Origin of the sequence: Salmonella sp. NW1250 (assembly GCF_051812965.1) — a bacterium.
GTDB lineage: Bacteria > Pseudomonadota > Gammaproteobacteria > Enterobacterales > Enterobacteriaceae > Salmonella > Salmonella enterica.
Genome location: NZ_JAMNDD010000001.1, coordinates 225,265 through 238,167, shown reverse-complemented (window position 1 = coordinate 238,167; position 12,903 = coordinate 225,265). Strand labels below are relative to the sequence as shown.

At 51.1% G+C, this 12,903-nt stretch carries 14 protein-coding genes; 7 read left to right on the top strand and 7 right to left on the bottom strand.

What is annotated here, in order from left to right; translation table 11 throughout:
* Positions 1-11 precede the first annotated feature (11 nt).
* From NBA72_RS01250 to NBA72_RS01220, 7 genes are all read left to right on the top strand, one after another.
* Positions 12-749, top strand: coding sequence for a glutamine amidotransferase (locus tag NBA72_RS01250; protein WP_023195775.1), 738 nt, complete (start codon positions 12-14; stop codon positions 747-749).
* Between the two features lie 58 nt (positions 750-807).
* Positions 808-1,701, top strand: coding sequence for a proline iminopeptidase-family hydrolase (locus tag NBA72_RS01245; RefSeq protein ID WP_042947405.1), 894 nt, complete (start codon positions 808-810; stop codon positions 1,699-1,701).
* Positions 1,702-1,722: 21 nt separating this feature from the next.
* Positions 1,723-3,066: an APC family permease gene (locus NBA72_RS01240; protein ID WP_000756080.1), complete on the top strand. Its 1,344-nt coding sequence runs from the start codon at positions 1,723-1,725 to the stop codon at positions 3,064-3,066.
* Positions 3,067-3,229: 163 nt separating this feature from the next.
* Positions 3,230-3,460 carry a protein YnhH gene (gene ynhH / locus NBA72_RS01235; RefSeq protein WP_418143684.1) on the top strand — a complete coding sequence of 77 codons (231 nt, stop codon included), beginning with the start codon at positions 3,230-3,232 and terminating at the stop codon, positions 3,458-3,460.
* Between the two features lie 7 nt (positions 3,461-3,467).
* Entirely contained in the window at positions 3,468-4,880 is a 1,413-nt protein-coding gene (pykF, locus tag NBA72_RS01230; RefSeq protein WP_000751447.1) for a pyruvate kinase PykF, read from the top strand.
* Between the two features lie 310 nt (positions 4,881-5,190).
* Complete coding sequence (gene lpp, locus NBA72_RS01225; protein WP_001082307.1) at positions 5,191-5,427, top strand: murein lipoprotein Lpp; 237 nt, start codon at positions 5,191-5,193, stop codon at positions 5,425-5,427.
* A gap of 82 nt (positions 5,428-5,509) precedes the next feature.
* Positions 5,510-5,749 carry a major outer membrane lipoprotein gene (locus NBA72_RS01220; protein ID WP_023254316.1) on the top strand — a complete coding sequence of 80 codons (240 nt, stop codon included), beginning with the start codon at positions 5,510-5,512 and terminating at the stop codon, positions 5,747-5,749.
* 65 nt (positions 5,750-5,814) lie between these two features.
* Here NBA72_RS01220 and ldtE read toward each other — a convergent pair whose 3' ends face one another.
* The 7 genes from ldtE to sufA all read right to left on the bottom strand — a co-directional run bounded on the left by ldtE (position 5,815) and on the right by sufA (position 12,490).
* Positions 5,815-6,816: a L,D-transpeptidase LdtE gene (gene ldtE / locus NBA72_RS01215; protein ID WP_000817060.1), complete on the bottom strand. Its 1,002-nt coding sequence runs from the start codon at positions 6,814-6,816 to the stop codon at positions 5,815-5,817.
* A 154-nt stretch (positions 6,817-6,970) separates the two neighbouring features.
* Positions 6,971-7,387 carry a cysteine desulfuration protein SufE gene (gene sufE, locus NBA72_RS01210; RefSeq protein ID WP_000729470.1) on the bottom strand — a complete coding sequence of 139 codons (417 nt, stop codon included), beginning with the start codon at positions 7,385-7,387 and terminating at the stop codon, positions 6,971-6,973.
* Between the two features lie 12 nt (positions 7,388-7,399).
* Positions 7,400-8,620, bottom strand: coding sequence for a cysteine desulfurase SufS (gene sufS, locus NBA72_RS01205; RefSeq protein ID WP_000143859.1), 1,221 nt, complete (start codon positions 8,618-8,620; stop codon positions 7,400-7,402).
* On the bottom strand, positions 8,617-9,888 hold the full coding sequence (sufD, locus tag NBA72_RS01200) for a Fe-S cluster assembly protein SufD (RefSeq protein ID WP_042947411.1): 1,272 nt from the start codon (positions 9,886-9,888) through the stop codon (positions 8,617-8,619). The genes sufS and sufD overlap by 4 nt, the downstream gene beginning before the upstream one ends.
* Entirely contained in the window at positions 9,863-10,609 is a 747-nt protein-coding gene (gene sufC, locus NBA72_RS01195) for a Fe-S cluster assembly ATPase SufC (protein WP_000948902.1), read from the bottom strand. Before sufC ends, sufD begins: the two co-directional genes overlap by 26 nt.
* 16 nt (positions 10,610-10,625) lie before the next feature.
* Positions 10,626-12,113: a Fe-S cluster assembly protein SufB gene (sufB, locus tag NBA72_RS01190; protein WP_000089383.1), complete on the bottom strand. Its 1,488-nt coding sequence runs from the start codon at positions 12,111-12,113 to the stop codon at positions 10,626-10,628.
* 8 nt (positions 12,114-12,121) lie between these two features.
* The gene (gene sufA, locus NBA72_RS01185) at positions 12,122-12,490 is read right to left on the bottom strand and encodes a Fe-S cluster assembly scaffold SufA (RefSeq protein WP_000418973.1); all 369 of its coding nucleotides are present in this window, start codon (positions 12,488-12,490) and stop codon (positions 12,122-12,124) included.
* Positions 12,491-12,903: the final 413 nt, after the last annotated feature.

The window sequence follows — 12,903 nt, the reverse complement described above, 5'->3', positions numbered from 1 at the left end:
CAGGTGACATAATGAAAATTTTATTTATTGGCGAATCCTGGCACATTCATATGATTCACTCTAAAGGTTTTGATAGCTTTACATCGAGCAAATACGAAGAAGGCGCAGACTATTTATTATCCTGCTTACGCCAGGGTAATATCGATGTGGACTACATGCCTGCCCATATTGTGCAAACTCGTTTTCCACAAACCGCCGAAGCATTAGCCTGCTATGATGCGATCGTCATCAGTGATATCGGTAGCAATACGTTCCTGCTACAAAACAGAACCTTTTATAATATGGACATTATTCCTGATGCATTACAACTTATCGCCGATTATGTTGCTGAGGGCGGCGGTCTGTTGATGATCGGCGGGTATTTATCCTTTACGGGAATAGAAGCAAAAGCCAATTATAAAAATACGGTTCTGGCGGAGGTATTGCCGGTTGATATGCTGGATGTAGATGACCGCGTAGAACTACCGCAAGGATGTAAAGCAGTAAATACTGCGGTAGAGCATGTTATTACCCAGCCATTTAGCGAATGGCCGCCGCTGTTGGGCTATAACAAGCTTATCGCCAAAGAAAATAGTCAGGTCCTTGCTGAAATTAATGGCGATCCACTGTTAGTTATGGGTACTTACCATAAAGGGAAAGTATGTTGCTTTGCCAGTGATTGTTCGCCGCACTGGGGAAGTCCGCTGTTTCTGCAATGGGAACATTACGCCACCTTCTGGTGTAATGTTTTACACACAATAAAAAAATAATATTATCCAGGCGAATATAAATTTCGCCTGCCCTGCCACACACTGAGTCATTAAGAATATGAATGATACTTATCTCTATGGCGAAATGTTTTCTGAAAACATATTGACAAGCTATCGGATTTATGGAGACAGAAAATCATTACTCACGCCGCTCATTATCCTTCACGGCGGCCCTTCTGGCGGCTTTGATTATTTATTAAATTATCGCCGTCTGGCTGATGACGGGCGCATGGTAATATTTTACGATCAATATGGCTGCGGTCGTTCAACGCATTTTCCTCATGCCGACGCGTCTTTCTGGACTATTGCGCGTTATCTCCGTCAATTAACCCAATTAATTAATCACCTGGGTATCGGACAAGGGTATTCGATACTGGGACATTCCTGGGGCGGAATGCTTGCCGCAGAGCACGCCTGCTTACAGCCTGCCGGGCTTCGCGGGACGATACTGGCCAGTTCGCCGGCCAGTATCGCCCTGTGGCAACAGGAAGCCATACGGCTCTTTAACGCTCTGACGCCAATGTCCGATGACGATATCAAAAACGTCATTATGCCCGCCGTCATTTATCAAAACCCACCGGAACAGCTGGTCGCTTATTATGCCAGGCACGTTTATACCCTCGCGGAAGAAGCTGTTCATGTTCAGCGATCTAATGCGCAGTTCGCCGCCGACCCTACGGGTTATCACATTTTATGGGGAACCAATGAACTGGCGGCAAATGGCAAACTTGCCGACTGGGATATTACGCCCCATTTGTGCCAGATACGCTGTCCTGTTCTGGTACTGCGCGGCGAAAACGATCAGGCAACCGAGCGCGTCGTCTCTCCGCTGCTCTCTCACATTTCAGACTGCCGCGCGGTCACTATTCCCGGCAGCAGCCATAACCCGCATGAAGAAAATATCGCGCCCTGCCTCGCAGCGGTAAGCGCGTTTTTACGCGATCTGGCATAAAAAGCCATTAAGGTATTTATCATGAAAAAAGTCAAAAAATTGTCTCTTACCGATTTAGTGCTTTATGGTCTGGTGTTTATGGTGCCTATCGCGCCAGTCTCTCTTTATGGCGTCGTTTATAATCTTTCGCACGGTATGGTTGCGCTGGTTTATATTATTGGCGCTATCGCGATGTTTTTTACCGCGTACAGCTACTCTACCTTATCGCAGCATATCTCCTCGTCGGGTTCGGCCTATGCGTATGCTGGCGTATGCATTAATCCCGCCGTAGGGTTTCTGACCGGATGGATATTACTGCTGGATTATCTTTTGTTCCCTACGCTCGTAGCGGTGCTGGGCGGTGTCGCGGTCCACGCTATTTTACCGCAAATCCCGGTCTGGGTCTGGCCGTTGATTTATGTGGCTATTGGCACCGGAGTCAACTATCTCGGGATACAGCAAACGGCGAAATTCGATAAGTTACTGGTCTTTATTCAACTCGGTATTCTGGCGATTTTCGTGCTACTCATTATCCGTCTGATGATGCAGGACAGTAGTCAGATAACGCTTTCCTTCCGGCCTTTTTTCGATTCACAGTGGTTCACCCCTGGGCTCATCGCGACGGCGATTTCGGTGGCTGCGCTGAATTTTCTCGGCTTTGACGCTATCAGTACATTAAGTGAAGAAAGCGAAGGCGGGGGACGCGCCGTCAGTAAAGCAACGCTGTTGGCGTTAGTTTTGGCGACGGTACTGTTTATTATCGTTGTGGCGTTTGCGGCGTTCGCCACCGGTAACGTCGACCGCTTCGCGGAAGGTAATGCGACGAATGAAGCATTTTTCACCATTGCCGGCAACGTTGGCGGTATCTGGCTCAAAGTGGCGTTTTCCATCATTGTGGCGTTTGTGTGCGCCGTCGGCAACATTATTACCGCGCAAACGGCGGTGTCCAGAGTGCTATTTTCAATGGGGCGCGACCGAATGTTGCCCGCCTTCCTCGCTCACGTCCATACCACGCGTAAAACGCCGGATTATGCCATTCTGTTTACCGGCGGCGTCACCCTACTGCTCAGCTACCTGTTTTCCGGCAAGATTGAATCTATCTCCACGCTGGTGAACTTTGGCGCGCTTTTCGCTTTTTTTGTCGTGAACCTGTGTGTGTTTATCCTGTTCAATTTCCGGATGAAAGCCCAGCGGCGCATTTTCGCCCATGTCATTTCGCCGATCATGGGGATGATCGTCATCGGCTACGTCTGTTTAAACATGAACATTCACGCTCTGATACTCGGAATTAGCTGGGCGGCGATCGGGATAGCGATACTGTGCTACCGAAAAGCACACAACCAAAACATCGCCATCGACCTGGAAGGCAAAAAGTTGCTCGATTGACATTATGCGCAACAACACCAGCTGTTGCGCAACGCCGCCCCTGTTCGGGCGGCGTCATCGCCAGCGACATCGTAAACAGCGTAATAACAAACCGTTGTGGATCTGCACAGATGTCTTTTGAAACAGGGTTTTCATTTTCCTTTTTTGTAAATTTCAGCGTATAATGCGCGCCAATTGTCTCTTGAATGGTTTCAGCGCATTGGACTGTAAAACTCAACGACTAAAATTATCCCCTTCCCGTTGGGCTGAAACGCGAGCACATATTCCTCTGCACGCTCTTTCGATGTCACCTATCCTTAGAGCGAGGCATCATCACTTTAGCAACACAGGCTTAGCTTCCGGGCCGTGCGCGCCCGAAGCCAGATTTCCATATCCTCCTCAACTTAAAGACTAAGACTGTCATGAAAAAGACGAAAATTGTTTGTACTATCGGTCCGAAAACCGAATCCGAAGAGATGTTAAGCAAAATGCTGGACGCGGGCATGAACGTGATGCGTCTGAACTTCTCTCATGGCGATTATGCAGAACACGGTCAGCGTATCCAGAACTTGCGCAACGTGATGAGCAAAACTGGTAAAAAAGCCGCTATTCTGCTTGATACTAAAGGACCAGAAATCCGCACCATTAAACTGGAAGGCGGTAACGACGTTTCGCTGAAAGCGGGCCAAACCTTTACTTTTACCACCGACAAATCCGTGGTCGGTAATAATGAAATCGTTGCCGTCACCTATGAAGGCTTCACCAGCGACCTGAGCGTTGGCAACACCGTTCTGGTTGACGATGGTCTGATCGGTATGGAAGTGACCGCCATCGAAGGCAATAAAGTCATTTGTAAGGTGCTGAACAACGGCGATCTGGGCGAGAACAAAGGCGTTAACCTGCCGGGCGTTTCTATTGCTCTGCCGGCGCTGGCTGAAAAAGACAAACAGGACCTGATCTTCGGTTGCGAACAGGGCGTTGACTTTGTTGCGGCGTCCTTTATCCGTAAACGTTCTGACGTTGTCGAAATTCGCGAGCATCTGAAAGCCCACGGCGGCGAAAACATCCAGATTATCTCTAAGATCGAAAACCAGGAAGGCCTGAACAACTTCGATGAAATTCTCGAAGCTTCCGACGGCATCATGGTTGCGCGTGGCGACCTGGGCGTAGAAATCCCGGTTGAAGAAGTGATTTTTGCGCAGAAAATGATGATCGAAAAATGTATCCGCGCACGTAAAGTCGTGATCACCGCGACTCAGATGCTGGATTCTATGATCAAAAACCCGCGTCCGACCCGCGCAGAAGCAGGCGACGTTGCGAACGCCATCCTCGACGGTACGGATGCGGTTATGCTGTCCGGCGAATCCGCAAAAGGGAAATACCCGCTGGAAGCCGTTTCTATCATGGCGACCATCTGCGAACGTACCGACCGTGTCATGAACAGCCGTCTGGACTACAACAACGACAGCCGTAAACTGCGCATTACGGAAGCGGTATGCCGCGGCGCGGTAGAAACCGCCGAAAAACTGGAAGCGCCGCTGATCGTGGTAGCGACCCAGGGCGGTAAATCCGCTCGCGCCGTGCGTAAATACTTCCCGGATGCCACCATCCTGGCATTGACCACCAATGAAGTGACCGCCCGTCAGTTAGTACTGAGCAAAGGCGTGGTATCGCAGCTGGTGAAAGAAATCAATTCTACTGATGATTTCTACCGTCTGGGCAAAGATGTCGCCCTGCAAAGCGGCCTCGCCCAGAAAGGCGACGTCGTAGTGATGGTCTCCGGCGCGCTGGTTCCAAGCGGCACCACTAACACCGCCTCTGTTCACGTACTGTAATAATTGTTGTGTGAATTAATTTGTTTAAAAAAGCGCCCTTCCGGCGCTTTTTTTATTTAATCGATAGCCACTATTAATAAAAAAATCAAATCGGATTTTACTATCTAATTGCGGATTATCTAAGAAGAATCCGATGGAAGCCCCCTGTTTTCTTTCGGTTTTTTAGGGACTTTCATGCATTTCGATGCTTCTTTGAGCGAACGATCAAAAATAAGTGCATTCCCATCAAAAAAATATTCTCAACATAAAAAAGTTTGTGTAATACTTGTAACGCTACATGGAGATTAACTCAATCTAGAGGGTATTAATAATGAATCGTACTAAACTGGTACTGGGCGCGGTAATCCTGGGTTCTACTCTGCTGGCTGGTTGCTCCAGCAACGCTAAAATCGATCAGCTGTCTTCTGACGTTCAGACTCTGAACGCTAAAGTTGACCAGCTGAGCAACGACGTGAACGCAATGCGTTCCGACGTTCAGGCTGCTAAAGACGACGCAGCTCGCGCTAACCAGCGTCTGGACAACCAGGCTACTAAATACCGTAAGTAATAGTACCTGCGTAATAAAAATGGCGCACATCGTGCGCCATTTTTTTTAGCTATATAACCACACAAAATATAAGGTTATTATTATGAACCGCACTAACAAACTGATCTTAGGTGCAGTAGTTGTGGGTTCCACGTTACTGGCAGGTTGTTCCAGCAACGCTAAAATCGATCAGTTGTCTTCCGATGTACAGACGCTAAGCGCTAAAGTTGAGCAACTGAGTAATGACGTAAATGCAATGCGTTCCGACGTTCAGGCTGCTAAAGACGATGCTGCTCGCGCGAACCAGCGTCTGGACAACAAAGTATTCCGCATCTGTAAATGATTTGACGCACGATATAAAATGGCGCACATCGTGCGCCATTTTTTGTCCGTCGTTTGCTGCGAAGGCTACTGCGTGACGCGCGTTTGCCCCTCTTCCCCGACAAAACCGTTCTGAGCGGATTCGACTGCGGTCGTATTTACCGCTGGCGTCTGTCCGGCGCTCACGCTGACAGGATACCCGGCTCGCCGGTATAGCGCCTTATCGACCAGGCGACTATCCACCCCTTGCGCGTTTCTGAACGCGGTAAATTCCGCAGGCAACACGTAAGGCATCGTCTGCACGTTTTGCTCTTCTTCCGGCGATAGCGGCCTGTGTACCTCTACATAACGAATGCCATTCGGCTCGACAGAGAATTTCACCGGCTGGTTAATCACTTTTACCGGCGTCCCCGTTCTGACCTGCGCAAATAACGCTTTGATGTCCGGCGCGTTCATGCGAATGCAACCGGAACTCACGCGCAGACCTACGCTATCCGGCGCGCTGGTGCCATGAATGAGATATTCCCCATTACCGTGCGCCAGACGCAGCGCATAGCGTCCCAGCGGGTTATTTGGCCCGGCAGGGATCACCGGCGGCAGCGTGATCCCCCGCTCAAGCGAACGTTGGCGTATGCCCGCCGTCGGCGTCCACGTCGGGTTGGGGATCTTTTGCCCTATCCGGGTGTCCATGACGGGAGTTTCCAGTCCCTGCAAACCGATGCCGATGGGATATACCTGAACGCGGTTTTCTCCCGGCGGATAATAATACAACCGTAGCTCCGCGAGGTTGACGATAACGCCTTCCCTGGGCGCATCCGGCAATAGCATCTGCGAGGGAATGGTAATTAGCGTACCGGGCTTAGGCACCGGCGCAATCGTATTGTTCGCTTCAAGAATGAGCATCGCCGCCGTATCAAAACGCCGGGCGATAGCCTGCAGGTTTTTATCACCTTCCTGTACGGTATAGGTTTGATTCTGACCAATAAGACGGCTGCCTTCGGGCGGTAATGGATAATCAACCGCCCAGGCTGCCTGTAACGCGCTATACGCGCCGATAATAGTTAGCGTAATGAAAGACGCACGTTTCATACCAAACCTCCTGTATTCCTGGTGATGCCCTCTGCGACGACTGGTAGCGCTTCGCTTATCAGAACAACAAAATATACGCTCTGTCCACTCTGGATAAAGCGACGTCGCCGTCCGACAAAGGATTTGACATCAGGTAGAACGCTGTCTGTACAGTTTAGCTAAGAGTGGCGGCCTTAGCGCGAATTGCGCGAATCATTGCTTCCAGCCCCTGAGAACGAGAAGGCGTGAGGTGCTGCGTAAGCGCCATTTTTTCGAACCATGGCCGGACATCAAAATGCACAATATCCTGCGCCGTCATCTGGTGGTACAAAATAAATACCACCGCCATAAGGCCTTTAACGATCGCCGCGTCGCTGTCGCCCTGCAATTCGATAATGCCGTTGGCGTTTCGCCGCATCACGATCCACACCTGGCTCTGACAGCCATGAATCGTATTTTGCGGATTGCGATCCTGCGGATTTAACTCCGCCAGGCGCTGCCCCAACTCAATAATATATAAATATTTCTCTTCCCAATTAGCGCAACGCGTAAAGTTACGCAGCAATTTTTCTTTATCCGGTAGCGCAGCCATAAAACCTCACTGTTATCCCAATAAGCGGTGGATACGCGTTAATCCTGCCACCAGTCGGTCCACTTCTTCATGGGTGTTATACATCGCCAGCGAAGCCCGGCACATTGCCGGCACGCCATACCAGGCCATGAGCGGCATTGCGCAGTGATGTCCCGTTCGTACCGCGATGCCGTAATTATCAAGAAAGCTGCCGACGTCGTAAGCATGGTGTTTACCCAGATTAAACGCGATGACGCCCAACCGCTGCGCCGGGCCATATAGCGTGATATCAGGCACCTGCGCCAGTTGCTCCAGCGCATAGCGCATCAGCATCTGCTCATAATCGCCAATCTTATCCAGTCCCAGCGACGTCACATAGTCAATTGCCGCGCCCAGACCAATGATGCCGCCAGTATTCGGCGTTCCCGCCTCAAAACGCCAGGGCGCTTTCGCCCACGTCGTTCCCTGCGTCAGGCTGACGGTCGAGATCATCGACCCGCCCCCTTCCCACGGCGGCATTTCTTGCAGCAACGCCTCTTTAACATACAGAATGCCGATGCCGGTCGGCCCGTAAAGTTTATGGCCGGAGAAAACGTAAAAATCGCAGTCCAGCGCCTGGACGTCAACAGCATGGTGCATCACGGCCTGGGCGCCATCCACCAGCACTTTCGCCCCATGCTGGCGCGCCAGCGCAATCATGTCCGGCAGTGGGTTTTCCGTCCCCAGCACATTGGAAACATGGGTAATGGCCAGCAGTCGAGTCCGGTCATCGAACAGCGCAGCTAAGGTCTCCAGCCGCAGCGTACCGTCAGGATGCAACGGGATCACGCGCAGTTCAGCGCCTTTGCGCTCGCACAGCATCTGCCAGGGAACGATGTTGGCATGATGCTCCATCTCGCTGATGATAATGTTATCCCCGGCGCGAATATTTTCCGTTCCCCAACTGTTGGCGACAAGGTTAATGCCCTCCGTCGTACCGCGCACGAACACCAGTTCTTCTGCGGAGCGGGCGTTAATAAACCGCGACGCCTGCTTACGCACATTCTCCATGCTTTCGGTCGCCTGTGCGCTTAACGTATGGATACCTCGATGTACCGCAGCATAGCCGTGACGGTAGAAGGCAGATTCAGCGTCAATCACCTGATTGGGTTTTTGAGCGCTGGCTGCGCTGTCCAGGTAAGCCAGCGGCAGGCCGTTAACTTCACGCTGCAGTATGGGAAAATCCGCCCGTACTTTTTCTACAGGAAATGTCATACCAGGCCTCCGGGCAGTCGCTGGCCGATTCGCGCCAGCACCTGCTGTTTAAGGGCGCTATCATGGATAGCTTCCGTTAACTCTGCGGCAAACGCGTAAAGAATCATGTGCCGCGCCTCCTGCTGCCTGATGCCGCGTGATTGCAGATAAAACATCTGCTCATCGTCAATACGCCCGATCGTCGCGCCGTGGCTGCACTTCACGTCATCGGCATAGATCTCTAATTGCGGTTTGGTATCGACTTCAGCCAGTTTCCCCAACAACAGGTTATTATTGGTCATCTGGCCGTCGGTTTTAATGGCGTGTTGCGCCACGTTAATCAGGCCATTAAAGACCGCGCGTCCTTTGTCGCTGACGATGGTCTTGTGCAACTGGCGGCTGTTACAGTAACCTTTGTTATGTTCCAGCCATGTCCGCGTATCGCAGACTTCATTTTTCACCGGCATCGCCAGACTATTCAGTCGAAGCGTCGCGTTTTCGCCATTCAGTTGTGAGCTGCTGTGGTGACGTAGTACTGCGGCGCCCAGCAGAAAACTGTGGCTAAACGCCGAGGCGTCTGTCGCCAGCAGAAGATCGTTATGCGCAAAGTGATAGCTGGACGCATTTTCAAACGCCAGTTTGATATGACGCAGTTGCGCATTGTCTGCAACGTTCATCGTCAGACGCGCGCCGGTAAAATGTTTTGCCGCTGTAAGGCTGACATAATGCTCAATAACCGTCGCTTCCGCGCCTTCCGCCAGCGCCAGATGGTGGCGATAATGCGCGGTATTCAGCTCGTCGCTATCCACGCCCTGCGTGATATGCATTAACAGTAGCGGCCTGGTCGGACGCTGATTTCGCCGTACCTGTATATACGTGACACATTGCGCCAGGCTTTCCGTCAGATGCAGAAAAACCTCGGGATGTACCGGCGCGGCAAGCGTCTGGCGCTCATCCCTGACGCTAACGTCAAATCCGCTGTTTTGCGTGCTATCACTGAGCTCTGGCATAAACCGACCATCGACAAACACCAGCCGCACGGCATCGGTTTGCAGCGCCAGCGCATCACGCTGTGCGGCGCTGATAGTCGCACACTGCTGGATAAACTGGCTATGGGTTAAGCCCTCCAGCGGCGTGTATTTCCAGTCTTCATGTTTACGCGTCGGCAATCCCAGACGTAACATCTGTTGTAAATGTTGTCTTGCCTGCTCAGTTCGACTTTCTCCTTTTTCTTCAAAGAGATGCTGCCATTGCTGTAGCGCTTTACTGCTGTTCGGTAAGCCAGCCATAACCCTGCTCCTCCAGTTGTTTGACCAGAGTAAAATCGCCGGATCGGACAATTCGCCCCTGATAGAGGACATGGACGTAATCGGGTTTGATATAGTCCAGTATGCGCTGATAGTGGGTCACGATAATAAAAGCACGTTTATCGTCGCGTAACGCGTTGACGCCTTCCGCCACAATTTTCAACGCATCGATATCCAGTCCGGAGTCCGACTCATCAAGGATGCACAGTTCCGGCTCCAGCACCGCCATTTGCAAAATATCATTGCGCTTTTTCTCCCCGCCGGAAAAACCGACGTTTACCGAACGGGTCAGTAAATCTTCCGGCATTTTCAGCAATGCGATCTTTTCTTCCATCAGATCCTGAAAATCAAAGCGATCCAACGACGCCTGCCCGCGGTAGGCGCGCACGGCATTCAGCGCGGTTTGCAGGAAAAACTGGTTACTGACGCCGGGGATTTCTACCGGGTACTGGAAGGCCATAAAAATCCCTTCGCCCGCCCGTTCCTCCGGCGACAGTTCAAGCAGATCTTTACCTTTGAACGTAACCGAGCCGCCGGTGACCTCGTAATCTTCACGTCCCGCCAGGGTGGCGGAGAGCGTGCTTTTCCCGGAACCGTTCGGCCCCATAATGGCGTGAACTTCGCCGGGGCGAATCTCCAGATTCAGGCCACGCAAAATCGCTTTTTCTTCCACACTGACCTGTAAATCTTTAATGCTTAACATGGGTTTTCCTTCATCATTAACCGACGCTGTGCTCAAGGCTAATCGCCAGCAGTTTTTGCGCTTCAACGGCAAACTCCAGCGGCAGTTCCGAGAAAACGTCTTTACAGAAACCGTTGACGATCATCGAAATAGCGTCTTCTTCGCTGATGCCGCGTTGCAGACAATAGAAAAGCTGATCTTCACCGATGCGTGATGTTGTCGCCTCGTGCTCCAGCTGCGCGCTGTTATTGCGGCATTCAACATACGGGAACGTATGCGCGCCGCAGTCCGCGCCAATCAACATGGAGTCGCATTGGGTGAAATTTCGGGCGTTGGTCGCCGTCGGCATAATTTTTACCAGCCCACGGTAGCTGTTCTGGCTGTGGCCGGCGGAAATGCCTTTTGAGATAATGGTTGAGCGCGTGTTTTTACCGATATGGATCATTTTGGTGCCAGTGTCAGCCTGCTGATGTCCACTGGTCAGCGCAACGGAATAGAACTCGCCGATAGAATTATCACCGCGCAGGATACAGCTCGGGTATTTCCAGGTAATCGCCGAACCGGTTTCCGACTGGGTCCACGACATCTTGCTGTTTTCCCCTTCGCACAACGCCCGCTTGGTCACAAAGTTCAGAATGCCGCCCGTGTTGTTGTCGCCCGGGAACCAGTTTTGTACGGTGGAATATTTTACTTCAGCATCTTTATGGATGATGACTTCCACTACCGCGGCGTGGAGCTGATAACTGTCGCGTACGGGCGCGGAGCAGCCTTCGATATAACTCACATAGCTGCCTTCATCCGCCACCAGAATCGTGCGCTCAAACTGACCGGTTTTCTCAGCGTTAATGCGAAAATAGGTGGATAACTCCATTGGGCAACGCACGCCTTTGGGAACATAGATAAATGTCCCATCGGAAGCGACTGCCGCATTCAGCGCGGCAAAAAAGTTATCGTTCCCCGGCACGACGGTGCCAAGATATTTCCTGACCAGGTCAGGGTGATCGTGTATCGCTTCGCCAAAAGAACAGAAAATAATGCCCTGTTCCGCCAGTTTTTCACGGTATGTGGTCGCTACGGAGACCGAGTCAAAAATCGCATCGACGGCGACCTCTTTCCCTTCGCGAACCGGAACGCCAAGCTGCTCGAAGGCGTCTTCAACCTCTTTACTCAAAAAGGTATTCGCGCCCGTTTGCTGTACGGCTCCCGGCTGGGAAACGCAGCTATCGTCGCAGTTTCCGCATGATGGCGCAGAGTAATAGCTGTAGTCCTGATAGTTCAGTTTATCGTAGTGCGCCTTCAGCCAGTGCGGTTCATCCATGTCCAGCCAGGCTCTATAGGCATTGAGACGAAATTCCAGCATCCACTCTGGTTCGTTACGCTTTGCGGAAATCGCGCGCACCACCTCTTCGCTGATGCCTTTTGCCAGTTCATCAGTGGGTAATTGCGTGAAAAATCCTTCTTTGTAATTAAGGCGTCCGCCTGTCCAGATGCCGACCTCTTCCGTTGCTTCAGTATTACGAGACATAGTACCGCCTATACCCCAAAACTTTCGCCGCAGCCGCATTCATTCTGGGCTTTGGGGTTATGAAATTTAAATAACTGGTTCAGCCCTTCCTGTACGTAATCCACTTCTGTTCCGTCAATAAAAGGCATCGCCTGTAACGGTGCGAAAAGCTTTGCGCCTTCGGCTTCAAAAACCAGATCGTCTTTATCCGGCTCCCGAACGGTATCCAGAACATAGCCGAATCCGGCACATCCCGTCTGTTTTACGCTTAACCGCACGCCCAACATGCCCGGCTGCTTTGCTGCCAGTTCACGTATGTGCGCTGCCGCCGCTGGCGTTAGCGTCAGCCCTTGCCAGGGGAAGTCCTCCGGGTTAAACGTGCCTGAATGCAATTCCATAGAGTTACCTCGCGTTCTAAATCACCAGGATATAACAGCATGTTAGTGATAATGATTATCACTTCAACCCCTTAACCGCAGGGGCTTTCCAACAAATGGTCATATTGAGCGCCTTTTATTAAGCATAGACCCTGTCCGTCAGGTCATACGACAGACAAAAAATCGCTTAACTTTTTGATAATTAATGATTTATAAGATATTAACCGTTCTGACAGGTCAAAAACGAAAAGATGTATAGAAAATGACTATTTAATTAATAGGCTGTCGACATTGCCGGGTGGCGAGGTCAGAACCCCATTTTTTGTATGGATACCTGGCGTTGCGCTCTTTATAATCCGCTGCGGTTCTATAACTCAGTTTGAGCTATAGGTTTATGTAAACTCTTTCCGGCATTTCAGGTGCTGAATGAGGCA